Raw genomic sequence first — 25,104 nt, 5'->3', positions numbered from 1 at the left:
TATTCCTTGAAATCAGGCTTAGTTACCCGTTTCTTATTGTCCATATAAATAGGGATATCGAATTGCGATGCTTTTTTACGTTTTAGCCCTTCTCGGGCTCACGGTTGCGGTCGCCCCGCTGGCTTCGCGTCTGATGGGACGTAATGCCGGTTGGCTTCTGGCGTTGCCTTTGCTGGCTGGCGCCGGCATGGTGGCCTCAACCTATAGTACGGATGAAGTACACACTGAATCTGTTGCTTGGATGCCTACCATTGACGTGGAATTTTCATTCCGCCTTGATGGTTTATCTTTAGTTTTCTTGATGCTGGTGCTGCTGATCGGCGCCGGTGTTTTGGCCTACTCAACCAGGTACCTTCACCATAAGGACACGGCCTTTTACTTCTACATCTGTGGCTTCGCTGCGGCAATGGCCATGGTCGTCACCACAGATGACCTTATGGTGTTTTACCTAGGCTGGGAATTGACCACGCTTTGTTCTTACTTCCTGATTGCTAATTCGGGACAAAAAGGACACCAACCGGCCATCCGTACCTTGCTGGTCACGGTGCTCGGTGGTCTATTCCTGCTTGCAGCCACGGTCATTATGGCCATCAGCGCGGACACGATGTCCATCTCTGAGGTCATTGCTTCACCAATATGGTCGCAGAATAAGGGCCTGACCGCTATTGTCGCGGCACTGATTGCTATCGCTGCATTTACAAAGTCAGCACAGTTCCCATTCCAGGCATGGTTGCCGGACTCCATGGTTGCTATCGCACCAGTTTCGGCTTATCTGCACGCCGCGGCAATGGTGAAGGCAGGTATTTACCTGCTGCTTCGCTACTCGCCACTATTTAATGATGTTCAGCTGTGGAATATTATGCTCGTAGTCGCTGGTGGATTTACCGCACTCTTCGGCGCGATGACAGCAGTCAAGTGTGATGACCTGAAAGAACTGCTCGCGTATTCCACTATGTCCCAGCTTGGTTTGCTGGTGATGGTCATCGGTATTGGAACTGACCAGGCTATTACAGCCGCTATTGTTCATACGATTGCGCACGCGTGCTTCAAGGCAGCGCTATTTATGTCTGTGGGCATTATTGAGCATGAAACTGGCACGCGTTCTTACCGCGAATTGCGACACACGCGTATCGTAAACATGCCAATCACCAAGGGCATCGTCTTGATCGTTGGTATGTCGATGGCGGGCATTCCGCTGCTGTTGGGCTTCATCTCTAAGGAAAGCCTCATTACCGCGGCGGTTGAGTCTGGTTTTATTCAGCCAATCGTCACCCTGATTACTGCGGTCATCGTGGTTACTTCCATGTTCACCTTCGCATACTCCTTCCGCTACATCATCGGCTCCCGTGGTGCGACCAAGCACTCTATTGCTGAAGCAGAAATGGAAGCAGAAGAGGGCATTCGTGAGCTGGAGGAAGTTAAGACCATTTCTGAAGCAAAGCCGACCGTGTGGATTGTTCCGGCAATCTTGGCGGTTGTTACCGTTGTCTTGGGTCTGATTCCAGGGCTATTGGATTGGGCAGTGGGCCAAGCAGCGCTGGCAGCGACGGGCAGTGAGCAAGAAGTTCACTTGGCTATCTGGCATGGCTTCAACATCCCGTTGGCACTGACCGCACTCATTATCGTCTTCGGTATTGCGCTGGTGCACTTCAACCGCGAGCTTGCCCGCGCTATGACCAACTTCGGTGCTCCAGTCTCCGGTCTGGATGTCGTGGAGAAGCTGCGCCTAGGTGTGATCGATTTCGGTTCGAAGTTTGCAACCAAGCCATCTGGTACCACGTCGATGCGTCGCCACTTGGTGGCACCGCTGCTCATGCTGGTGCTGATTGCAGTTGTCGGTATCTTTACCCTGCGCGATATTCCAGAGCTCTACCGCGACACGTCATCTGCCATTGACTGGGTATTTACCCTCATCATCGCAGTCGGTGTCATCGCCGCAGTGATGGCCAAGTCACGTCTGACCGTGGTCGTGGTGGTCTCCATCGCTGGCTATGGCGTTACCCTGTGGTTCTACGGTTTGGGTGCCGCAGACGTGGCAACCACGCAGTTGACGGTGGAAGTACTTACAGTCTGTGTTCTGGTCTTGGTTCTGCACCGTCTGCCAGACCACTTCACCCCAGAATCTCGCCGTTTCCACTGGTGGTCCATCGTGCTTGCCGTTGTTGTTGGTATCGCAGCAATGCTGGCCACCTGGGGACTGACCGGCCGTCGCGATAAGTCCGATGCAGCACGCTTCTTCCTGGAACAGGCCGAATCAGACACCGGTGGTACCAATATCGTTAACACCATCTTGGTTGATTACCGTGCATTCGATACGTTCGGCGAGCTCACCGTCTTGGGCATGGCGGGTATTTCCATTGCCGTGCTTTTGACCAAGTTCCGCTTGTCACCAGTGCGCGAGACCCTGCTGGACCGTAAGTCGCCAATGTTTGACGCTGGCGATAACACCATCTTCCTGCGATCTACCACCAAGCTCATCGGCCCAATCATCATTGCTTTGTCCGTCCTGCTATTCTTCCGCGGACACTATGAGACCGGTGGCGGCTTCGTCGCGGCACTGGTTGGTTCCGGCGGCATCGCGCTGCTGTACCTGTCTGCGCCAAGCAATGACAAGGCCAAGGTTCGTTGGCCATACTTCGTGCTGATTGGTTCAGGTGTTTCGATTGCCTCCTTGACTGGACTTTTGGGCTTTTTCGAAGGTTCCTTCCTGACTTCCTTGCACGTTGAAATCTTCGGCACGCACCAGACCTCAGCGATGATCTTCGATCTCGGTGTGTACCTGGCCGTTATCGGCGTGGTGATTGCATCCTTCAACATCGTGGGCATGCCACGAAAGGGCGATAAGGAATTTAAGGTCCTGCTTGACCTAGAGAAGGAAACTTTTTTGGAAAAGCGAGGCGAAAATGCTGATAAGAAGGCTCTCGCTGCCATAGGGGAGCAAGATACGGAAGAAGGGAGCAAATAAATGACCCTGGCTATTTCTGTAGGCCTGCTCATTGGCGGCGCTGTGTATCTCATGCTTCGTCGTGACATGTTGCGTATTGCCCTAGGCTTTACGTTGTTATCGCACGGCGTGAACCTCATCCTGATTTCTACGGGTGGTACCTATGCCCGTAATGAGCCCTTTGGTACGCACACTCATGCGCAGATGGAATTCGCGGCAGACCCCTTGCCACAGGCATTCGTTTTGACTGCCATCGTGATTGCTTTTTCCATCTCGGTGCTCATGTTCGTTACCGCTGCTGTTGGCGATGGTGATGACTCCACGCGTCCAGAACTCGATCTGGATAAGCACAAGGATGTGGTCCTCTAATGTCTTATAACCCTGAACTAGTGGCGTCACTTCTTCCACTTTTTGCGGCCATCCCACTTTTGGCCGCAGGTATCTTGATCATTTTCCCGCGCGTGCGCATACTGCATGAGGTGATGCTCTACACCGTGCTGGGAGCCGGCCTGCTGGGCTCAGCAGCGTTGATTGCCATTACTTCCGATGGCACCGCACTTGCACACCGCGTGGGTAATTGGGATGCACTCGTGGCTATCCCATTTGCTGTAGATATGTTCGGTGCCCTCATGGTGCTGACCGTGTCGATTTTGGCTATCACCTGTGCATGGTTTGCCACCGCGAGTGGATTTTCTAAAGAACCATTCTTTGCACCCCTGACTCTGGTTTTGATGACCGGTGTCTACGGTGCGTTGCTGACTGCTGATATTTTCAACTTCTTCGTGTTCATTGAGGTTATGCTTGTTCCAAGCTATGGCCTGTATGCGATTACCATTTACCGTCGCGGCGGTACGCTGCAGATTTCCGGTCTGCGTCTATTCATCGCAGCGAACCTGTTGGCATCCACCATGCTGCTCACCGGCGTGGGTCTGGTCTACGGCACATATGGTGCGGTGAACCTGGCACAACTTCAGGGCGCAGCGAAGGAAGACCCAGCTGTTGCGATTGCGATGGCTGTGGCCATGTTGGCGATGTTGACTAAGGCATCTGTGGTGCCTATTCACTCGTGGCTAGCGCGTACGTATCCGTACACCTCACCAGCTGTTACGGCACTATTTTCCGGTCTGCACACCAAGGTGGCGGTCTACGCTATCTACCGTTGGTACTCCGTCATCTACGACGGTGATGCGCGCTGGCTGTGGATCCTGGTTCTGCTCTTCACCCTCACCATGGTGCTGGGCGTGCTGGGCGCAGTGGGAGAGAAGACCACACGCGAAATCCTGGCCTTCCACATGGTCTCCCAGCTGGGCTACATCCTCATGGGTGTCGCACTCTTTACTCAGCTAGGTATGACAGCTGGCATCTTCTACCTCATCCACCACATGATTGTGAAGGCATCACTGTTCATGTCCACCGGTGCGGTCGAGGTTGCTTATGGCACTGGTGAGCTGGACAAGATCACCAATATCTCCAAGCGTGAACCAATCATCGCTGTGGCATTTTTCGCTGCGGCTCTCTCGCTGGCCGGTATCCCGCCATTTTCTGGCTTCGTTGCCAAGTTCACCCTACTCATGGGCACGTGGGAAGCAGGCGAAATCTACGCACTCATTGCCATGCTGGCGGTCTCCCTAATTACCTTGTTGTCCATGCTCAAGATTTGGAAGGGCATGTTCTGGGGCGATAGGAAGCTACCTGCTCCACGTCCCCGCGCGGACCAAGACCCAGATGGTCCAGACGCCACCATCGGAGGTGGCGTTGCACAGTACCCAGAGGCACCTGAAGAAGGTGCGTCTGTCGCAGTAAAAGCTGAGTCTGAGGCATATCTGATTGAAGATACGAAGGACTCCCGCCCACGTATCTCTGGCTGGTTGGCAGCACCAGCGGTGATTACCGCGCTTCTGACTTTGGCTATTGGCCTGGGTGGCGAAGTTCTGCTGGGCTGGGCTGATACCGCAGCAACCGGTTTGATTGATACTTCCACCTACGTTGAGGCGGTGCTCGGATAATGGATTTTCTTACTTTCCCATTTCGCTTTATCGGGTTTTGGCTTTGGTACATCAAAGAATTCACAGTGGCCAATATCGCCGTGTTGAAAGACATCATCTCCCGCGGGCACGATTCCACGCCTGGCGTTGCGCGTTATGAATGCCAGTCTGAATCGGAAGCGTGCTACACGCTCATTGCTGCACTGATTACTGTTACCCCAGGTACGTTGGTAGTGGGTGCAGGTTCCAGCACAGAAGAAGGTCAGCGCGTGATGTATGTGCATGGCATGTACAACTCAGATGCTGATGAGCTACGTGATGACTTGCGTGACATGGAAGAGCGCATGCTCCGTGGCGTTATGATTCACCCGCACTTCTTCTCTGACACTAAGAAAGAGGCTTAGGTCATGGTTTTAGATATTGCAATCGTGGTGGTGGTGTTGTCCATCATCCCTGCCGCATACCGAATGCTGATTGGTCCGACTCGTGCTGACCGCGTTTCAGCTGCCGATGCACTCCTTTTCGTCCTCGTTGCACTCGTCGCCCTGGTGGGTATGAGGAAAGAATCCGGATTCACCTTTGACTTGGTGCTGGTGGCATCCGTCGTAGGCTTCCTCGGTGCAGTCTCACTGTCCCGTGCACTTATGCGAGGTGAGCGCTAATGGGAATCCTGGAAATCATCTCAGATATTTTCCTCGTTCTGGGCGCTTTTAACTTCGCGGTCTGTGCCGCTGGCATGTTGAGCTTCCGTGACGCTTATGCGCGTATCTCGGTGCTGTCGACTGCCTCCGGTTTCGGCGTGACCTTCATCCTGATTGGTGCTTTCATGCGTGATCCAAGCTGGTGGAATGTGCTGGTTGGCATCGCCGCAATTATTTTGCTGCTGGGTACTTCCGCGATTGGTTCCATTCTGATCTCGCGTGCTGCAATGCTGCGCCGCGTGGAAATTGTCGACTGTAAATTCAATGAGGCAGACCCATATTATGGGGATCCAGAAGCTTTGGCGCGTGAGCAATTTATGCGCGATGACCAGATGGATAGGCTTTCTTAGAAGTCCTCCTCTTCCATACAAACAACATAAAAAGCCAGTGCCGTGCGCACTGGCTTTTTGTGTTGTTTAGGTCACAAAGGCTACCTATTCTATAGTGTGATAGATATTCTAAAACGGTACCTATCAAACTATAGAAAGTGGACTATTATGACCCCCGATGACCTCATGTCCACCTCGGGTAATGCCGCCTGGATGCTTATTGCCGCATCGCTGGTATTGCTCATGACCCCGGCCCTTGCATTGTTCTATGGCGGAATGTCCTCACGCCGCAGCGTCATGAACATCATGATGATGAGCTTTGGCACCTTAGGCGTGGTGTCCGTGACCTACATTTTGTGGGGCTGGTCCATGTCCTACGGCACCCACAGCCTCTTCGGTATCGTGGCCAATCCCTTTGAATTCTTCGGACTAAACGGCCAAATTGTGGATGAGGCCGGCAACTACGTGGCTGGCGCTTCCGGTTATGCCAATGTCATTGACATCGGGTTCCAGCTCACCTTCGCGGTCATTTCCACCGCACTGATTTCCGGCGCTTTGGCTGAGCGTGTGAAGTTCTCCACCTGGCTCGTCTTTTCCGGAGCCTGGGCAACCCTGGTCTACTTTCCGTTGGCACACATGGTCTGGGGTGGAGGATTGCTCTCACACGCTGAGCAGTCCATCTCTTCCTGGCTTTTTGGCACTGAAGGTGGGGAAGCGGTAGTCGCTCCGATTGACTTCGCCGGCGGTGTAGTCGTGCACATCTCCGCGGGTACTGCGGCGCTGGTGCTCTCGCTGGTCATTGGCAAGCGCGCAAGCTTTCCTAAAAGTCCGGCGCGCCCTCATAACCTGCCATTCACCATGCTCGGTGCAGCCCTGCTCTGGTTCGGCTGGTTTGGTTTCAACGGTGGCTCCGCATTCGCTGCCGATGGTCTCGCGGGCCTAGCATGGTTGAACACCACCGCGGCGACTGCCGCAGCGATGCTCGGCTGGATGCTCATTGAAACCATTCGCGACAAGGCAGCAACCTCCCTGGGCGCCGCCTCAGGTGTGGTGGCAGGCCTGGTGACAATTACCCCGGCTGCCGGCGCGCTGAATCCTCTGACCTCGCTCATCTTAGGATTTATTGGCGGCATCCTGGCTTGCTACGGCGTTGGCTTGAAGTACAAGTTCGGCTTCGATGATTCTTTGGATGTCGTGGGCGTCCACCTAGTGGCAGGCCTGTGGGGCACCGTGGGCGTTGCACTTTTTGCCACCGAAGGCGGAATGCTGACGGACAACTTCACCTATGGTCTGCAATTGCTCATCGTTCAAATTGTTATTGCGGTTGTCGCGATGCTCTTCGCCGGTGTCCTGACCTATCTCATTGCACTTGTCCTGGCTAAGACCATGGGGTGGCGCGTGGATAAAGAGGATGAAGTCAATGGCATCGACTTTGCCCAACACCGCGAAACCGCATATGACCTACCCGGGGGCAATACTTTTGCAACTTCAGGCGCTACTATAGACAGAAGTGGTCAAGCGCCGACACTTCCATCCCGCACAGATATCAAGGAGTAAAACACCATGAAACTGATTACTGCAGTTCTCAAACCCTTCACGTTGCCGGATGTGCGCCAAGCTCTGGAACAAATCAACGTCCACGGTCTGACCGTGACGGAAGTTCAGGGCTATGGCCAGCAGCGCGGACACAACGAGGTCTACCGCGGCGCAGAATACGCCACGGACTTTGTACCTAAGATCAAGCTCGAGATTCTTATCGCCGATGACCGCGTGGATGAGGTAGCCAACGCGATCATCGAGGCGGCCTACACCGGCAAGATCGGTGATGGCAAGCTGTGGATTTCCCCTATTGAAGAGGTCGTTCGTGTCCGCACCGGAGAACGTGGCGAAGACGCTGTCTAACGTGATTTTAGACCCGCACGCAATTCGCGCTGAGGCTTATTCCTCAGCGCGATTGTTGATCGACGACCTCACGATCCCGCCACATACGGCACTAGCGGCCACCGGTTCTTTGGCGCGGCGTGAGATGACTTCCTATTCGGACATGGACTTGGTGTTAATCCATGCCCCTGGTGAGAAACTCACTGATGAAGCGATTAGTGCGTTGTGGTATCCCATCTGGGATGCGAAGTACCACCTGGATTATGCGGTGCGCACCCCTGATGAGTGTGCCTCGATTACTGACACCACTGCGGCATTGAGCCAATTGGACCTGACCTTTCTGGCGGGCAATAAGCAGCTGGTTGATGAAGCACGGGCCAAGCTTTATGCCACTTGGCGGGTGTCTTTGCAGAAGAACTTTGATAAATTCCTCGACTCTTCTATTGAGCGTTGGCGCATGGCGGGACCGATTGCGTCCATGACGCGGCCAGAGATCAAAAATGGCCGCGGGGGATTGCGTGATATTCAGCTGTTGCGGGCACTGGCGCTTGGTTATCTCTGCGATGCTCCGGACCTCACCGCCGAACGCAATCTCTTATTGGATATTCGCACCCTCTTGCATGCGCATTCGCGCCGGCACCGCGATACTTTGGAGCCGGAATTCGCAGCAGAGATTGCTGATGACCTAGGTTTCAAAGACCGCTATGAGCTCTCAGCCGAACTCGCGCAGGCTGCGACCACAATCAGTACCGCGGTTGAGCGAGGGCTGTCCACCGCACGCGGGCTGGTATCCAGGCGCACCAAGCACTCCGTGCGCAAACCGCTGGATGTCGATGTGGTGGATGAAAGCGGATATATCACCCTCGCGCGCAATGCGAACCTTGATGACCCAGGCTTGGTTCTGCGCGTGGCGGCTGCCACCGCGCGCACGGGCAACCCGGTCAAAAGTGGCGTGTGGAATCTCCTCAAGTCCACCCCAGCGTTGCCGCCGCGGTGGCCGCGAGCGAGCGTGGATGACTTCTTCACGCTGTTAACCAGCCCCGAGGTCATTATTGAGATGGACCAGCATGGCCTCTGGGAAAGGTTCGTTCCGGAGTGGAACCACATTCGTGGCGTCCTCCCACGTGAGCGCACACATTCGCACACTATTGACTTTCACTCCGTGGAAACCGTATCGCGCTGTTCAGCGGTACGCACCACCGTGGCTCGTCCAGATTTGCTCCTGCTTGGCGCACTCTTCCATGACATCGGGAAAGGCTATGGCCGGCCCCATGAACAGGTGGGCGCGGAGATGGTCGCGCGCATGGCGCAAAAGATGGGGCTCAACCTTGCTGACCGGATGCGTGTGCAAACACTCGTGGCTGAGCACACCACGCTCTCACGCCTGGCTGCGCGCATGGATCCAGCTTCCGATGAAGCGCGTAACTTGGTGCTCGATGCCGTGCATTATGACCCGCTGACACTTTCGATGCTGACGGTGTTGACTGAGGCGGACTCGAAGGCGACTGGTCCGGGGGTATGGAATCATCGGATAGCAGCGGCTGTGCACCAGCTTTCCGGCCGCAGCCTGGACATGCTGGATACCTTTGTCCCAGCCAAACCGCGGGTTTATGCACCTGATGAGATTGGCATGCGTACCGACTGGGAGAACCAGATTCTTACCATTACCTGGCATGGTTCTTATCAGCGCGAGGTGGTGCGTGTGCTTGCTGTCGTGGCAGCGCTGGGGTGGATCATTACTTCGGCAGCCATGGTGCGCGAAGAAAATGGCACTTATTCTGCCGAATTCAAGATTCGTGCCCTGCATGAACGCTTAGAGCGTGCCGCTAATGAAGAGCGATTCGTTCAAGCCTATAAATCGGGTGTGTACTCAGTACTACCCAATATTGAAAAGGTGCCATCGACTGCGAATTGGCAAGTCGGTGGAGTATTTGAGGTGCGCACGGTCGATCAACGTGCGGCTTTAGGGCATGTGATTGGTAAATTACCTGATGTAAAATGGTTGACGATGACCTCTCCTGGCGCCACGATGGTGGTCCAAGCGGCGATGAATGAAACAATTTCTCGTGCCGGACTAGCGAGGAATGTGACCGAAGCACTATCTGGCGGCTAAGCTAGGGGAGTTAAACAGTTCCCGAACGAAAAGATGTGCTTAAGTGTTCGAGTCACTATCAGATCGCTTACAAACGACGCTGAAAGGTCTGCGCGCCAAAGGCAAGCTGACCGAGGCGGACATCAACGCCACTGCGCGTGAAATTCGTCTTGCGCTCCTTGAAGCCGACGTGTCTTTGTCCGTCGTGCGCGGGTTCATCAAGCGTATTAAAGAACGCGCTGTTGGCGCAGAGGTCTCCGAAGCGCTGAACCCTGCTCAGCAAGTTATCAAGATTGTCAATGAAGAGCTGGTCACCATCCTCGGTGGTGAAACCCGCCGACTGCAGATGGCGAAGAACCCGCCAACGGTTATTATGCTGGCCGGTCTGCAGGGTGCTGGTAAGACCACCCTGGCGGGTAAATTGGCTAAGCATCTCGCTGGCCAAGGCCACACGCCAATGTTGGTGGCCTGTGACTTGCAGCGCCCAGGCGCAGTTCAGCAGCTGCAGATTGTTGGTGAGCGCGCCGGCGTGAAGACTTTCGCGCCTGATGCCGGTACCTCCGTGGATGCGCATGACCATGAGATGGGTACCTCTACTGGTGACCCGGTTCAGGTTGCGCAGTCCGGTATTGAGGAAGCAAAGCGCTCCCAGCATGACGTGGTCATCATCGATACCGCGGGTCGTTTGGGTATTGATGAAACCCTGATGACTCAGGCGCGCAATATTCGTGATGCCGTCAACCCAGATGAAGTCCTTTTCGTCATTGACTCGATGATTGGTCAAGACGCTGTCTCCACAGCCGAAGCTTTCCGTGATGGCGTGGACTTCACCGGTGTTGTATTGACCAAGCTGGATGGTGACGCCCGCGGTGGTGCAGCACTATCTATCCGTGAAGTCACCGGCAAGCCCATCATGTTCGCGTCTACGGGTGAGAAGCTGGAGAACTTCGATGTCTTCCACCCAGAACGCATGGCCAGCCGAATCCTCGGTATGGGCGATATGCTCAGCCTCATTGAGCAGGCTGAAGCCACCATGGACCACGAGAAGGCAGAGGATGCGGCGCGCAAGCTCGGCTCCGGTGAGCTCACCTTGGATGACTTCCTTGATCAGCTATTGATGGTCCGCAAGATGGGCCCAATCGGTAACTTGCTCAAGATGATGCCGGGTGGCAAGCAGATGAGCGAGATGGCCGATATGGTCGATGAGAAGCAGATCGACCGCATCCAGGCCATCATCCGCGGTATGACCCCGCAGGAGCGTGAGAACCCTAAGATCCTCAATGCTTCCCGCCGCAAGCGTATTGCGCTTGGTTCTGGTGTTGAAGTCGCTGACGTTAATCAGCTTATTGAGCGCTTCAATGAAGCGAAGAAGATGATGTCTAAGATGGCGGGCCAATTCGGCATGGGCGGCGGTGGACGTTCTGCCACCAAGAAGAAGCCAAAGGGCCGTAAGGGCAAAAATGGCAAGCGCAAGAAGGCTAAAGGCCCTTCACGCGGTGGCGGAATGCCAGGTGGTATGCCAGGAATGCCAGGCGGCATGCCGGGTATGCCTGGCGGCGGCGGAATGCCTTCCATGGAGGAGCTACAGAAGCTGCAAGATCAGATGGGCGGCCAAGGCGGCGGTTTCCCAGGAATGGGCAATAAGCTGCCCAAGGGCATGGAAAATATCGACTTGAATAACCTCAAGTTCGATAAGTAAATACCCTGCTGCTTAAGCACAAAGCTCGAGCCCCTGACAATCATTGGTCAGGGGCTCGAGCTTTAACTATTTGAAGGCTTCCTGCTTTATGGAGCCGGAACGAACTCGCCCGGAGCAGGCTCATAGGGAACTGCGCCTTCTGGAGAACCCACTGCAGGTGGAGCTTCAGCGGGCGGAACCTCAGCTGGTGATACCTCGGCGGGTGGAGCTTGTTCTACAGGCGGGGCTTCTTCGGCAGGAGGCGCGTCCTGGTAGACCGGCGGTACCTCTTCGCCCGGCAGCATCTCTACGGGAGCTTGCTCGCCACCTGGATACTCATTTCCCGGCAAGCCGGGTTCAGGATTCGGTGCGGGGTCGAAGCTGGGCTCGCGTGGCTCAGGCATTGGCTCACCGGCCATGAAAGCGCCGATGTAGTCAGCAAAGAGCGGCATCGCTGAATCAGCAAAGGCATTGGAGATATGGTGCATGTCGCGATAGACCATGGTGTTGCCAATAACAACCGGGCACCAGGTGGCGTCACAGAACCAATTCGACGTATCTACTGAGACCATATTCGGAAGATTCGACAGAATCTCTTCAGCTGGGTCAAAAGGCGTGTAGACGCGTTCACGCGCCATGCCACAGCCAATCGGGTCTTCAGTAGCAACAAAGCACTCATCGAATTCACGCGCCATGCCTTCTTCATCGAAGCTCCAAGGATTATCGCGCAGACCCATGAATGGGATGCCGGCTGCGGCTAGTCCTTCCCAGAAACCGGCGTATCCGGCCGGAACCATATCGGGGCCGTGACCATATTCGCCCTGTGGGCGAGTGGTATTGGAGATGACCAAGTCTGGGTCGGCCTCCAGGATTTTATCCATCGCCAATTCGCCCCATTCGGCACATACCGGGGTGACACCGGAGGTATCGCCCAGTTCGATCGGGCAGTCCTGGCGCAGAAGCGGCACCAATTTGAAGCCCATTTGCTTGCCGAGCTTATCCAAGCCCGAAGACCACTGCTCAGCGTGGGAGCCGCCCACCAGATAGACCGTGTAGTCCGCGTCAGCGTCACCGAAGATACATGGCTGACCATTAACGTCGGTGTCGAGGAAGAAGTCAGCCGGGGCATCCTTAGCGATGAAACAATGCACGGTGGAGACCGGTGGCATGATGCCACCGACCAAAATTGGGTCTGGCTCCAAGGACTGAACTTCGGGAACATCAGCACCAAAGTGTGCCATCACGCCTGGATATGTAGCCGGATCGAGGGTTTCTCCTTCAGCGCCCTGAATAGTGCGCAGCCACATGGGTTGCACCATGAGCAAAGCGACCATGGATGCAGCCACCACCGCACCGCCGACCGCGCGTAACTGTCCAGGACGTTGCTGGAGTGAAGAACGCGCGTGATTGACTGGCATATCATCTGCCATTGGACGCTTGGTGCGCTGACGCAGGGGCTTTTCGATGAAGCGGTGCGTGAGGTCTGCTAGCAGCAGGGAGACCGCGATGATAATAACGCCCAGCCACCATGGTGGGGTAGCAAGCCCGAGTGCGGAGGTAGACAGAATCAACAGCGGCCAGTGCCAGAGGTACAGAGAGTACGCAATGTCGCCGAACCAGCGGGCAGTCTTGGATGCCATGATGCCGGACATCTTGCCGCCGGCACCACCACCGATAATGATGAGTACCGCGCCGCCAAGCGGCAGCAACGAAAGTGGTCCAGGATATGCGGTGGAATCCGCGATGATTGCGCCCGTGAAAAACAGAGCCAGAAGGCCCACGACGCACATAATGTTGCCCAGAAGTACTGAGACCCGAATCTTTGAGCCATAGATGGCTAATACCGCACCTAAGGTGAGCTCCCATGCGCGGGACCAGGTGGAGTAGTAGTTTTCACCGGTGCCAAAAAGACCATGGCGGGATGCATAAGCAAAAGACACAATCGTGATGATGATCAGGATTGGGCCGGCAATCTGGTTGACGGTGGGGAAGCGCTGTGGGCGCAGCCCACCAGTTGGCTTAAAGCGCATGATTGATGCCAGCAGCAGGGCAAAAATAATGCCCATGAGATAGAACTGGCCTTGAACCGCCATGGACCACATGTGCTGCAGTGGGGAAGTATCAGCAGAAGCTGCCGCATAATCAGCATCTTGACGTGCTAGTTCCCAGTTCTGGTAGTAGAACAGCGTTGCCGTGATCTGCTGGGTAAACTCCGTGCGCATCAGCTGCGGAGTCACAAAATAGACCAAGAGCGTGGTCACGCCAATAACCAAGATGAGTGCCGGCAGCAGCCTACGCAGGGTGCGCCAAATCGGCCACCAGGGATTCAAAGAGGCATTTGGTTTACCGGCATAACGCAGTTGCGAGCCCAGGAAGAAATACCCAGAGAGGAGCAAAAACACGTCAACGCCGCCAGATACGCGGCCGACGAAGACGTGATAGAAGACCACTAGGGCAATGGCAATACCGCGAAGTCCGTCCAAGTCATAACGGTAACGGAAGTTACGTGCTGCATCAGTGCTCATTTTAAGATCATATGGTCCGAATCTATTCGCGTGGTACAGCAGAAAATCTGATGTCCATTCAGTGGCAGGAATTCGTGGACTAGACTACTCGGTCAATGTCGCGAACTCATATTCCTCCACGCCGGTTTTGGGAATTAGTATCACAGGCTGTAATATGTTCCAGGTTGTGTGTATTCACACGACTGCGTTATGCCGCCACCGACTACGGTCGACCGGCAGTCACACGCAGAATAAACCATCAAGGGTTGAACCGGCTTAAAGAAAATTTTAAGTGTCTGAACTGCCCAGTGACTTATATAGAAGGAGCCAACCATGGCTGCAAAGATTAAGCTTCAGCGTATCGGTAAGATCCGTAACGCACAGTACCGCGTCATCGTCGCTGACGCTCGCACCCGCCGTTCCGGCCGCGCAATCGAGAACATCGGCATCTACCACCCGAAGGAAGAGCCATCCCTCATCCAGATCGACTCCGAGCGTGCTCAGTACTGGATCGGCGTTGGCGCACAGCCAACCGAGCCAGTTCTTGCTCTGCTGAAGATCACCGGTGACTGGCAGAAGGCCAAGGGCCTGCCAGGCGCAGAGGGCACCCTGAAGGTTGCAGAAGAGAAGCAGTCCAAGCTGGACATCTTCAACGCTGCACTGGCTGAGGCTAACAACGGTCCTTCCGTTGAGGCTGTCACCGCAAAGCGTGCTAAGGCAAAGGAAGAGGCAGAGGCTAAGGCTGCTGCTGAACTCGCTGCCGCAGAAGCTGCTAAGGCCGAAGAGTCTTCCGAGGAAGAGTCCGCAGAGTAATTTAATTACTTCGCAAAACCTTTAAGCGCCGTTTCCCAATTGGGAGACGGCGCTTTTACTCTATTATGCTTGGACACATGGAATTAATGATTGGTCGTGTCATTAAGTCACACGGTATTAAAGGTGAAGTTTCCGTGGACGTGACAACCGACAGCCCCGAGCACCGCTTTTACCCAGGCGCGCAACTTCGCGGCAAGCAGGGAAATAAAGAACATGAGTTCACCATCAAAACGGTGCGCGCACACAAAGGCCGCCTATTGTTGACTTTCGAGGAAGTTAAAGATCGCACGATGGCTGATTCTTTGCGCGGGGTGCAATTCTTTGCCGAACCAATCGAAGAAGACGATGATGAAGGCTTCTACGATCATGAACTCGAAGGCCTTGACGTAGTGCTGGATGGAAAAGCCATCGGCAAGGTCACCGGCGTTACCCACGGTCCCACCCAGTCCCTGCTGGAAGTCACGCTCGAAGGTGGAAAGGAAGCGCTGATCCCATTCGTGGAAGAAATCGTTCCTGAGGTGGACCTCGATGAGGGAATCTGCACCATTACGCCACCGGAGGGGCTGTTAGACCTGTGAGGATAGATGTTGTCACGATCTTCCCCGAGTACCTGGATCCTTTGCGCCATGCTCTTTTAGGCAAAGCCATTGAACAGGGCCGCCTGCAGGTGGGTGTGCATGACCTGCGTTCTTGGGCAACGGGCGTGCATAAAACGGTAGATGCTTCCCCAGCTGGTGGTGGACCGGGCATGGTCATGAAACCAGAAGTCTGGGGTCCCGCCTTAGACGAGGTTGCTGCAGGCACCGTTGCGGGCACAGAACTTGATTCTGCCGAACCGCACTTAAACCGCCCGCGCCATGATGAGCTGGCGGGAGAATCCGGCCACTCCTATGAAAAGAGTGGTGATGATTCCCACCTGCCCTTGCTGATTGTTCCGACCCCGACGGGTAAGCCTTTTACGCAGCAAGACGCCCGCGACTTCTCCCATGAAGAGCACATCGTTTTTGCATGTGGTCGCTATGAAGGCATTGATCAGCGCGTTATCGATGACGCGTATAATCGTTACCGCGTGCGTGAAGTATCCATCGGTGACTACGTGCTCATCGGTGGGGAAGTAGCGGTGCTTGTCATCGCCGAAGCCGTGGTACGCCTGATTCCAGGAGTGCTGGGTAATAAGCGTTCCCATGAAGAAGATTCTTTCTCCGATGGATTATTAGAAGGGCCCAGCTACACCAAGCCGCGCGTGTGGCGCGATTTGGAAATCCCCGAAGTACTCACTTCCGGCAATCATGGCCTGGTGGACCGGTGGCGTCGCGAGCAGTCTTTGAAAAAGACCTTTGAGCGCCGCCCTGAATTACTTGAAGGTGCCGAGCTCGATAAGGCTGATAAGAAATACTTGGAAGGACTTGGATGGACATCAGCGTAGATCTCTCAGTCTTGCTCTTCTCATCACAATGGGACGATATTCTTCAGAAGATTCCCGCAAATGAGAACATCGACGTTGATAATATCGCCGTGGAATCGCTCTATAATGCGTGCGAGACCGACAATATTTTAGTCAACGAATATTGGCAGCGCCACGGAAAAGCCCCAGCTGGTATGGACGTGTACCGCATCATCGTTAACGGCAAATCAGCACTGCCATTAAACCGATGCGCCACCGCTATTGCTGAAGCTTTCCCACCAGAAGTCATCTGGTACGGCACCGCTGAAATCGGACATACCGAATTCGGCCTGGGCACAACGCTGGCGTGGACTAAGTCCCTTTAACGTTTAAGACCTGGCGCAACTCGTGCTTAATCTCCACTAGCTGCGTAGCATCTTCCATGACCTGGTCGATGTCCTTGTAGGCATCGGGAATTTCATCAATCCATTCCTTGCCTGAGCGGTACACAATGCCGTCCATGCGTGATTCCAAATCTTCCACGGTAAACCGCTTGCGCGCCTCAGTGCGGGAGAACCTGCGGCCCGCGCCATGCGGTGCCGAGCGCAGCGCCGGTGCAAAACCTTTGCCCTGAACCACGTAGGAACGCGTACCCATGGAGCCAGGAATAAGGGCCTTGACGCCGGCATCGGCAAGCACGGCGCCTTTACGCGTCAACCACACTACCTTGCCATAGTGTTCTTCTTTGACTGTGTAATTGTGGTGGCAATTGATGCGCTCTTCCTCCACAACGTCACGGCCAATGAACTCAGCCAAGCAATCAGAGAAGCGGTCCATCATCTCTTCACGGTTGAGGTAGGCAAAGTGCTGCGCCCACGCCAATTCCTTCAGGTAAGAATCAAACTCATCTGTGCCTTCGGTTAAGTAGGCCAAGTCCCTATCTGGCAGGCGCACCCAGTGCTTATCGCACTGTGCTTGCGCGGCCGCAATGTGCTTCTGCGCAATCTTATTGCCCACACCGCGTGAACCTGAGTGCAAGAACATCCACACTCGGTCTTGTTCATCCAAGCAAAGTTCAACGAAGTGATTGCCGCCGCCCAAAGAGCCCAGCTGCTGGCGCCATTTCGGGGAATGCGAAAGATCGATTCCGTCCTCATCCGCCATCTGGGCAAGCTCACGCACTCGGCGGTCAGCGCTTCCCTCAAGATGCCACTGGTTGTAATTGCCAGGAGACAGCGGAATGGCTTCTTCGATCTCATCGCGCAGCGGAATCAAGTCCTTTGGCAGATCGTCTGCGGTAAATCCAGTGCGCACACCGATCATGCCACAACCAATATCCACGCCCACTGCTGCGGGAATGACGGCGCCGATGGTGCCAAAGACCGTGCCTACCGATGACCCCATGCCCACGTGGGCATCCGGCATCAGGGCAACGTGTGGATAAATAAAGGGCATGGATGCGAGTTGCTCAGCCTGGGTCATGACGGCTGGCTCAAGCACGGAAGCAAAAGCTTCAACGTGGATCTTGTCATTGAATTTGCGTGGTGCGGTCCGCTTGGAACCGCGTGAACGAGACATGTGTCTTGCTCCTTAAAAGTAAGTGGAAAACGAAAAATCCGGCGTCAGCTTGCTCGCTGCGCCGGGGGAGAAATACAGGTGTATCTATCTAAAGACACACCTTGTGCGCGCATGCGAAAAGAACCCTAGTTGCTGCTGATGCAGATACATGGCGGTTTCCTTTCTTGTTGATGTCACGCACTAGCTAACACTAGAGATGCGCGGGAATTAAAGCAATAGGTGGGCCAAATTTTATCGCTGCTAGACTGATCCGAATGATTGCAGCGACTATCGCAGAAGAAATTGGGGTTCTTCAGAACCAGGTTGAAACGGCTTTAAAGCTCCTCGCGGAAGGCAATACGGTTCCTTTTATTGCCCGCTACCGTAAGGAAGTCACCGGTGGTTTGGATGATACGCAACTGCGCACCATTGAAACCCGCGCGAGCTATCTCAAAGAGCTTGAGGATAGGAAACAAGCAATCCTCGAAGCCATTGAAGAGCAGGGCAAGCTTACCGATGACCTGCGTCAAGACATCCTTTCCTGCGACACCAAGGCGCGGTTGGAAGACTTATACCTGCCGTATAAGAAGCGCCGCAAGACCAAGGCAGATATTGCTCGTGAAGCAGGACTCGAACCATTGCTTGAGCGCCTGATTGCTGATCCGAGAGCTGACCCTAACGGCCTGGCGAAGGACTATCTGTGTGAGGGCTTTGAGGATGAGAAGAAGGCACTCGAGGGCGCGCGTGCCATTATGGTGGACCGCTGCGCACTGGATGCGGAGCTTGTGGGCAAGGTCCGCGAAGAGATGTTCAGTTCTGGATCCATGCAGGCCTCCGTTGTGGCAGGCAAGGAAGCTGAGGGCGAAAAGTTCAAGGACTACTTTGAGTTCTCTGAAGACTTCACGTCTTTGCCATCGCATCGCATCCTGGCTCTTTTGCGTGGTGAATCCGAAGGCATTTTGCAGCTCAACCTCGATGCGGGCGATGATGACCTCTATGAGCACATGATTGCCGAGCGCTTTGATCTGGACCGCAGCTCTGACTGGTTGGCCCAGGCTGTGCGCTGGGGCTGGCGCACGAAGCTCTATATCTCTGCGGGTTTGGACGTGCGTATGCGCCTGAAGGAAATCGCTGAAGAAGGCGCGCTGAAGGTCTTTGCCACCAACCTACGCGATGTACTCTTGGCGGCTCCTGCTGGTCAGCGCGCGACGTTGGGCATTGATCCGGGCTACCGCAATGGCGTTAAGTGCGCGGTTGTTGATGCCACCGGCAAGGTATTAGATACCACCATTGTGTATCCGCACCAGCCGCAGAACCAGTGGTCACAGGCAGTGAAAACTCTCTCAACCCTGTGCGCTACGCACTCGGTGGATTTGCTGGCAGTGGGCAATGGCACCGCATCACGCGAATCAGAAAAGCTCGCTGGGGAAGTAGCAGACCTCATCGCGCAGGCCGGCGGCAAGCGCCCAATGCCAGTCGTGGTGTCCGAGTCCGGCGCATCCGTCTATTCGGCATCCCAGCTGGCTGCCGATGAATTCCCCGACATGGACGTCTCCCTGCGCGGTGCGGTCTCGATTGCGCGCCGCCTGCAGGATCCTTTGGCAGAGCTGGTCAAGATTGACCCGAAGGCCATTGGCGTGGGCCAATACCAGCATGACGTGAACCAGGTTTCCCTTGCACGTACTTTGGATGGCGTGGTCGAAGATGCCGTTAACGGTGTCGGCGTAGATTTGAACACCGCTTCCGCGCCACTTTTGGAGCGCGTTGCCGGCATTAACACCACCATTGCGGACAATATCGTGGCTTTCCGCAATGACAATGGCACCTTTACAACTCGTAAGGAATTGAAGAAGGTCCCACGTCTGGGACCCAAGGCCTATGAACAGGCTGCCGGATTCTTGCGGATCACCGGCGGCAAAGACCCACTGGATGCGTCCGCCGTGCACCCGGAGGCCTACCCAGTGGTGGAAAAGATCGCGAAAGCAACCGGCCTTTCTACTCCCGATCTCGTCGGCAATACCCGAGCGCTGCAGAAATTGAACCCGGCTGACTTTGCCGATGACACCTTCGGTATCCCAACGGTGACCGACATTATCGCGGAGCTGGACAAACCAGGCCGCGACCCACGTCCAGAATTCAAGACCGCAACCTTCAAAGAAGGCGTGGAGAAGATCTCTGACCTCACCCCGGGCATGATTTTGGAAGGCACGGTCACTAACGTGGCTGCCTTTGGTGCCTTCGTGGATGTCGGAGTTCACCAAGATGGACTGGTGCATATTTCGGCCATGAGCAATTCCTATGTCTCCGACCCGCACGAGGTTGTGCGCTCTGGCGAAGTCGTCAAAGTCAAGGTCGTGGAAGTGGACGTCCAACGCAAACGCATCGGTCTGACGCTGCGCTTGAATGATGAAAAGCCACAAAAGAGTGCGCAGAAGAGCGCGCCGAAAAAGAAGAAGGCACAAAAGAAGGCACCAGGCGGTTCGATGGCAGATGCCTTGAAGAACGCGGGCTTCTAGAAAGATTTGGAATAAGTGCGCAGCCTGTGACAAAATTACAGACTGTTCTATGTAGATGGATATGAACCGGTTAGTTATTTTACGCTTGGGTCCTCTATCCCAAATTGAAAAGGATTGCTATGAGCAACATTCTAGACAAGGTTGATGCAGCCTCCCTGCGCGACGATATCCCAGCTTTCCGCCCAGGTGACACCCTGGACGTTGAGGTGAAGGTTATCGAGGGTAACAACCAGCGTACCCAGCTCTTCAAGGGCGTTTGCATCCGTCGTCAGGGTTCCGGGGTTCGTGAGACCTTCACCGTTCGTAAGGTTTCCTTCGGCATCGGTGTAGAGCGTACTTTCCCAGTACACTCTCCAAACCTGGAGTCCATCACCGTTTCCCGTCGCGGCCGCGTTCGCCGTGCGAAGCTGTACTACCTGCGCGATCTGCGCGGCAAGAAGGCTCGCATCAAGGAGCGTCGCTAGTCGATGTAAAAATTCCCTGCACACTATCTCGTGTGCAGGGAATTTTTTATGCCATCAGCTGTCTCGATGCCAGCTCACGATAGAGCTCAGAAGATTTCATCAGCTCCTGGTGCGTGCCGCGGGCTTGGATCTGGGCATCATCGATGACCAGAATCTGATCGGCATCCGTCACCGTGGATAAGCGGTGGGCAACGATGATGACGGTCTTATCTTCGCCGGCTGCCTCAATCGCGTCCAGAATGAGCTGCTCATTGTGTGAGTCCACCGCAGAGGTGGGTTCATCCAACACCAGGATCGGGGAGTCCATAAGCAGCATGCGCGCCAGCGCCAAACGCTGGCGCTGACCACCTGATAAGGACACGCCGCGATCGCCTAAGACCGTGTCCAGGCCTTCAGCGTTTTCAAAGCGATCACGGAGGTTCACCTGGTCTAGTGCCGTCCAGCATTGCTCATCAGTAACAGCCGCATTCGCCAGTTTCAGGTTTTCGCGCACAGTGCCGGCCAGGATGGCAGCTTCTTGCTCAACGTAGCCCACCTGCGCGCGCACGGATTCTCGTGAGAGCTCCGCGACGTCTTGATCGCCCAGATAAATGGTTCCTGAAGTGGGATCATAGAAGCGTTCCATCAATGCCAACGTCGTGGACTTACCGCCACCAGAGGGGCCCACCAACGCGGTCTTGGTGCCCGGGGCTACTTCAAAGGAGATATCAGTAAGCACTGGGCTCTTTTCGTCATAGCTGAAAGACACCGAATCAAATGTAATAGCTGAGCTGGGGCGAGCATCCCCGCCGGAAGAATCTTCGAGTGGTTCATCCAGCACGTTGTTAATGCGATCTATTGCACCCATTGCTTGGCGCACGGTGGTAATCGCGCTGAAAATCATGCCCAGCGGCATTGATGCCATGAACATATACAGCACGAAAGAGACCAGATCGCCTACAGAAATAGTTCCTGCAGCCACGCGCGCACCGCCAATGCCTAACACAATGAGAAAAGAACCCTGCAGCGCGAGCCCAGAGACGGGGTTGAGCAATGCACCCACCGTAGCCATCTTCACGCCCTCGCGGTAGGCAGATTCTGCTGAGCAATGCAACTCTTTTTCCACGCGCTCTTCTGCACGTGATGCACGCAGGGTACGAACCGCCACCAAGGACTTATCCATACCAGCGCCCAATTCACCGACAGCTTCCTGCGCGGCCTTGGTGTATTTCTGCATCAGCCGGGAGGTGAAAATCACCGCCACCATTGTCAGAGCGATAACGCCCAGCACCACTAAGAGCATGGTCACATCGATTAACGCCATTAGAAAAATCGAACCACCAATGGTAAGTACCGAAGACACAGCCTGAACCAGACCACCCGTAAATGCGGTGCGCACCAGCGTGGTGTCTGAACCAACACGGGTGACTAAGTCGCCAGTGCGGTGCTTGTCATAAGTGTGAATCGGCAAGCGCAAAAGATGCGTCACCAGATCCTGGCGGGTGGAAAATACTGCGGCCTCAGCCGTGCGAGTTAGCAAGAACCACTCCAAGCCATTGGCCAGCGTTGATAACACCAGCAAACCTACCAAGATGGAAATCAGTCCGCCCATGGGCTGCCCAATATTTTCAATAATCTGATTAATCAGCATGGGCTGGGCAAGGCCCATCAAAGAACCAACGAGGGAGAGGATAATAGCACCGGTGAGCGCTACCTTATGGTGTCCCAGCATGGAGATCAGAGTTTTAAAAGAAGAAGACACAAGGTACCAGTCTAGAGTCTGAATTGAATTAAAGGCTGCTACGATCGTCTGGGTGAATGACAATAACGCTAAAGATAAAAAGCAGTTGCCGTGGTTCGTTGAAACCGTGCTGATCGTGGCAGTGGTTTTGGCTGTAGTGGGCTTGCTGCAAGCGTTCGTTGGCCGCCAGTATGTCATCCCATCCTCCTCGATGGAACCTACTTTGCACGGCTGTGCTGGCTGCACCAATGACCGGATCATGACGGAGAAGTTTAGCTACTACGGCTCGGATCCGGAACCTGGTGATGTCATTGTTTTTGAAGGCACCGAATCCTGGAATACTGGCTGGGAATCCCCACGTTCTGATAATTCCTTCATCGCTGCCATTCAAGAGGGCTTAAGCTATGTTTCATTGGCACCGCCTAATGAAAATAACCTGGTTAAGCGCGTCATCGCTACTGGCGGACAAACCGTTGAGTGCCAGGCAGGGGACCCAGCAGTCATGGTTGATGGTGAACCTATTGATCAGTCTTATGTGCTGGATCCGCCAACCTACCCAGTCGACCCGGCCACGGGTTCTGAAGAATGCGGTGGTGATTACTTCGGTCCGATTACCGTCCCAGAAGACAACCTGTTCGTGATGGGCGATAACCGCACCAATTCCGCTGATTCCCGCGCGCACTCCTTTGATGAGCACCAGGGCACCATCCCGTTGGAGAATGTTCGCGGCAAGGTTGCGTTTGTCTTCTTCCCGTTTAGCCGCATTGGTGGAGTAGATGACCCAGAGATCCAAGGCTAGTAGTGGCATCTGGTCAATGGTGTGGGAAGGATTCCTCATCGTTGGCCTGGCATTTGTGCTGCTCATTGGTTTCCAGGCTTTCGTGGGGCGTCCCTATGTCATTCCATCGGCATCCATGGAACCAACCTTGCATGGCTGCGAAGGATGCAATAATGACCGTATATTTGTTGAGAAAGTCAGCCAATATTTCTCTGATCCCGAACCTGGTGATGTCGTGGTCTTTGAAGGACCGCCAGCCTGGAATGTTGGTTTTACGGTTGAGCGTTCCAATAATGTATTCGTGCGTGGCGGGCAAAACCTGATGGCGGCTGCGGGTTTGCGTCCCAATACCCAAAATATTTTAGTCAAGCGAGTGATTGCCACCGGCGGTGACACAGTGCAGTGCCTGGAGGGCGATCCGGGCGTGATGGTCAATGGCAAGAAAACCGATGACTCTTTCATCCAGTCACCGCCGGATATTGAAGTGAACCCGCAGGGCGGTTCTGCCGAATGTGGAGGGCAATACTTTGGTCCTGTGACTGTTCCCGAAGGCAACATTTACATGATGGGGGATAACCGCACGAATTCCTTGGACTCGCGCTATCACATGGGCGATATGCTCCAAGGCACCATCCCCGTGGATAACGTCAAAGGCCGCGTCCGGGCCGTGTTCTATCCAACTTTTCGTTGGGTCGAGTAAATGCGCACGCTGGTTCAAAAGCGCACCTATGAAGTTGCGCTTTCAAAGGCAGGTCTAGGTCCAGTCGCTGGCGTTGACGAAGCTGGCCGTGGCGCATGTGCAGGCCCCATCACGATTGCCGCGTGCGTTCTTCCCGATAAAATCATCCGCGATTTGGACACGCTGACGGATAGTAAGAAGCTCAGCGCCAAGCAGCGCGAAAAGCTCTTTCCCATCATTAAACGCACCGCTATTTCTTATTCCATCATTCACATCGGGCCCGAAGACATTGATCACCGCGGTATTCAGCATGCGAATGTCTCGGGCATGCGCCGTGCGGTGGCGGGCCTGAATATCCGCCCTGAATATATTCTTACCGATGCCCTCAAAGTCCCCGGGTTTACCGCGCCCTCACTGCCGGTTGTCGGGGGCGATTTAGCTTGCCGATGCATCGCTGCCGCCTCCGTGCTTGCCAAAGTATCCAGGGATCACATCATGGAAGAACTTGATGAAGAATATCCCGGCTATGGTTTAGCGCAGCATAAAGGCTATGGCACCAAAATCCACAGCGATGCCATCAAAGCATTGGGCGCCACCCCAATTCATCGCATGAGCTATTCCAACGTGGCGGAAGCACATTTGGAATATGAAACTACTAAAGTAAACCGAAGTTACGTCGAAGGAGAAAATAGTGAGCGCTGAAGAGCTGGAAAACTATGAGGCAGAAGTAGAGCTGTCCCTCTACCGCGAGTACCGCGATGTGGTTAGCCAGTTTTCCTATGTCGTGGAAACAGAACGCCGCTTCTACCTGGCTAATGCGGTAAAACTTATCCCGCACACCAATGGCCCAGACGTGTACTACGAGGTGCGCATGTCAGATGCATGGGTCTGGGACATGTACCGTTCCGCACGGTTTGTACGCTATGTCCGCGTGATTACGTACAAGGACGTCAATATCGAAGAACTCGATAAACCGGAGTACATCCTGCCCGAATAGCACGTCACTGTGGATAACTTTTCTTGAGAGAGCGGTTATCCACAGTTTTGCGTTTTCACAGCGCATCCACCATTGCTCTTTC

General features: G+C 54.7%; 23 protein-coding genes. 20 read left to right on the top strand and 3 right to left on the bottom strand.

Features of this window, described 5'->3' with window-relative positions:
* Positions 1–67: 67 nt before the first annotated feature.
* The 10 genes from ACG98I_RS01850 to ffh all read left to right on the top strand — a co-directional run bounded on the left by ACG98I_RS01850 (position 68) and on the right by ffh (position 11,631).
* Positions 68–2,965: a DUF4040 family protein gene (locus ACG98I_RS01850; RefSeq protein WP_394717847.1), complete on the top strand. Its 2,898-nt coding sequence runs from the start codon at positions 68–70 to the stop codon at positions 2,963–2,965.
* Positions 2,966–3,313, top strand: a complete 348-nt coding sequence (locus ACG98I_RS01845; protein WP_394717845.1) for a sodium:proton antiporter — start codon at positions 2,966–2,968, stop codon at positions 3,311–3,313.
* Positions 3,313–4,950 (top strand): monovalent cation/H+ antiporter subunit D family protein, encoded by a 1,638-nt coding sequence (locus ACG98I_RS01840; protein ID WP_394717843.1) that lies wholly within the window; start codon positions 3,313–3,315, stop codon positions 4,948–4,950. Before ACG98I_RS01845 ends, ACG98I_RS01840 begins: the two co-directional genes overlap by 1 nt.
* Positions 4,950–5,333 (top strand): Na+/H+ antiporter subunit E, encoded by a 384-nt coding sequence (locus tag ACG98I_RS01835; protein WP_394717841.1) that lies wholly within the window; start codon positions 4,950–4,952, stop codon positions 5,331–5,333. The genes ACG98I_RS01840 and ACG98I_RS01835 overlap by 1 nt, the downstream gene beginning before the upstream one ends.
* 3 nt (positions 5,334–5,336) lie before the next feature.
* Positions 5,337–5,591: a monovalent cation/H+ antiporter complex subunit F gene (locus ACG98I_RS01830; protein ID WP_394717840.1), complete on the top strand. Its 255-nt coding sequence runs from the start codon at positions 5,337–5,339 to the stop codon at positions 5,589–5,591.
* Positions 5,591–5,980, top strand: a complete 390-nt coding sequence (locus ACG98I_RS01825; protein ID WP_394717838.1) for a cation:proton antiporter — start codon at positions 5,591–5,593, stop codon at positions 5,978–5,980. The genes ACG98I_RS01830 and ACG98I_RS01825 overlap by 1 nt, the downstream gene beginning before the upstream one ends.
* A 147-nt stretch (positions 5,981–6,127) precedes the next feature.
* Complete coding sequence (locus tag ACG98I_RS01820) at positions 6,128–7,516, top strand: ammonium transporter (RefSeq protein ID WP_394717837.1); 1,389 nt, start codon at positions 6,128–6,130, stop codon at positions 7,514–7,516.
* A 6-nt stretch (positions 7,517–7,522) separates the two neighbouring features.
* Positions 7,523–7,861 (top strand): P-II family nitrogen regulator, encoded by a 339-nt coding sequence (locus ACG98I_RS01815; RefSeq protein ID WP_394717835.1) that lies wholly within the window; start codon positions 7,523–7,525, stop codon positions 7,859–7,861.
* Positions 7,824–9,953, top strand: a complete 2,130-nt coding sequence (locus ACG98I_RS01810) for a [protein-PII] uridylyltransferase (RefSeq protein WP_394717833.1) — start codon at positions 7,824–7,826, stop codon at positions 9,951–9,953. The genes ACG98I_RS01815 and ACG98I_RS01810 overlap by 38 nt, the downstream gene beginning before the upstream one ends.
* A 43-nt stretch (positions 9,954–9,996) precedes the next feature.
* The gene (ffh, locus tag ACG98I_RS01805) at positions 9,997–11,631 is read left to right on the top strand and encodes a signal recognition particle protein (protein ID WP_394717831.1); all 1,635 of its coding nucleotides are present in this window, start codon (positions 9,997–9,999) and stop codon (positions 11,629–11,631) included.
* 86 nt (positions 11,632–11,717) lie between these two features.
* On the opposite strand, the gene ACG98I_RS01800 is transcribed toward ffh, so the two are convergent.
* Positions 11,718–14,135: an acyltransferase family protein gene (locus tag ACG98I_RS01800; RefSeq protein ID WP_394717829.1), complete on the bottom strand. Its 2,418-nt coding sequence runs from the start codon at positions 14,133–14,135 to the stop codon at positions 11,718–11,720.
* 312 nt (positions 14,136–14,447) lie between these two features.
* On the opposite strand from ACG98I_RS01800, the gene rpsP reads away from it, so the two are divergent.
* The 4 genes from rpsP to ACG98I_RS01780 all read left to right on the top strand — a co-directional run bounded on the left by rpsP (position 14,448) and on the right by ACG98I_RS01780 (position 16,697).
* Positions 14,448–14,927, top strand: a complete 480-nt coding sequence (rpsP, locus tag ACG98I_RS01795) for a 30S ribosomal protein S16 (protein ID WP_394717827.1) — start codon at positions 14,448–14,450, stop codon at positions 14,925–14,927.
* Between the two features lie 77 nt (positions 14,928–15,004).
* Positions 15,005–15,505 carry a ribosome maturation factor RimM gene (gene rimM, locus ACG98I_RS01790; protein ID WP_394717825.1) on the top strand — a complete coding sequence of 167 codons (501 nt, stop codon included), beginning with the start codon at positions 15,005–15,007 and terminating at the stop codon, positions 15,503–15,505.
* Positions 15,502–16,353, top strand: a complete 852-nt coding sequence (trmD, locus tag ACG98I_RS01785; protein WP_394717823.1) for a tRNA (guanosine(37)-N1)-methyltransferase TrmD — start codon at positions 15,502–15,504, stop codon at positions 16,351–16,353. Before rimM ends, trmD begins: the two co-directional genes overlap by 4 nt.
* Positions 16,338–16,697 carry a hypothetical protein gene (locus tag ACG98I_RS01780; RefSeq protein WP_394717821.1) on the top strand — a complete coding sequence of 120 codons (360 nt, stop codon included), beginning with the start codon at positions 16,338–16,340 and terminating at the stop codon, positions 16,695–16,697. Before trmD ends, ACG98I_RS01780 begins: the two co-directional genes overlap by 16 nt.
* Here the strand turns inward: ACG98I_RS01780 and ACG98I_RS01775 are convergent.
* The gene (locus ACG98I_RS01775) at positions 16,684–17,889 is read right to left on the bottom strand and encodes an RtcB family protein (protein WP_394717819.1); all 1,206 of its coding nucleotides are present in this window, start codon (positions 17,887–17,889) and stop codon (positions 16,684–16,686) included. The genes ACG98I_RS01780 and ACG98I_RS01775 overlap by 14 nt on opposite strands.
* A 254-nt stretch (positions 17,890–18,143) precedes the next feature.
* On the opposite strand from ACG98I_RS01775, the gene ACG98I_RS01770 reads away from it, so the two are divergent.
* On the top strand, positions 18,144–20,384 hold the full coding sequence (locus ACG98I_RS01770; protein ID WP_394717817.1) for a Tex family protein: 2,241 nt from the start codon (positions 18,144–18,146) through the stop codon (positions 20,382–20,384).
* Positions 20,385–20,503: 119 nt separating this feature from the next.
* Entirely contained in the window at positions 20,504–20,848 is a 345-nt protein-coding gene (gene rplS, locus ACG98I_RS01765; protein ID WP_394717815.1) for a 50S ribosomal protein L19, read from the top strand.
* 46 nt (positions 20,849–20,894) lie between these two features.
* Here rplS and ACG98I_RS01760 read toward each other — a convergent pair whose 3' ends face one another.
* Positions 20,895–22,589: an ABC transporter ATP-binding protein gene (locus tag ACG98I_RS01760; RefSeq protein WP_394717814.1), complete on the bottom strand. Its 1,695-nt coding sequence runs from the start codon at positions 22,587–22,589 to the stop codon at positions 20,895–20,897.
* 52 nt (positions 22,590–22,641) lie between these two features.
* On the opposite strand from ACG98I_RS01760, the gene lepB (ACG98I_RS01755) reads away from it, so the two are divergent.
* Genes lepB (ACG98I_RS01755) through ACG98I_RS01740 form a run of 4 tightly spaced genes read left to right on the top strand, consistent with a single transcriptional unit; the run spans position 22,642 to position 25,022 of the window.
* Positions 22,642–23,367, top strand: a complete 726-nt coding sequence (gene lepB / locus ACG98I_RS01755) for a signal peptidase I (RefSeq protein WP_394717812.1) — start codon at positions 22,642–22,644, stop codon at positions 23,365–23,367.
* On the top strand, positions 23,345–24,046 hold the full coding sequence (lepB, locus tag ACG98I_RS01750; protein WP_394717810.1) for a signal peptidase I: 702 nt from the start codon (positions 23,345–23,347) through the stop codon (positions 24,044–24,046). Before lepB (ACG98I_RS01755) ends, lepB (ACG98I_RS01750) begins: the two co-directional genes overlap by 23 nt.
* On the top strand, positions 24,047–24,727 hold the full coding sequence (locus tag ACG98I_RS01745) for a ribonuclease HII (protein WP_394717808.1): 681 nt from the start codon (positions 24,047–24,049) through the stop codon (positions 24,725–24,727).
* A complete protein-coding gene (locus tag ACG98I_RS01740; RefSeq protein WP_003845360.1) occupies positions 24,717–25,022 on the top strand; it encodes a DUF2469 domain-containing protein in 306 nt (101 codons plus the stop codon). Before ACG98I_RS01745 ends, ACG98I_RS01740 begins: the two co-directional genes overlap by 11 nt.
* The last annotated feature ends 82 nt before the right edge of the window (positions 25,023–25,104 follow it).

The organism is Corynebacterium sp. L4757 (genome assembly GCF_043673995.1).
Lineage (GTDB): Bacteria > Actinomycetota > Actinomycetes > Mycobacteriales > Mycobacteriaceae > Corynebacterium.
The sequence above is the reverse complement of the archived record's forward strand: the minus strand, read 5'-3'. Positions and strand labels throughout refer to the sequence as shown.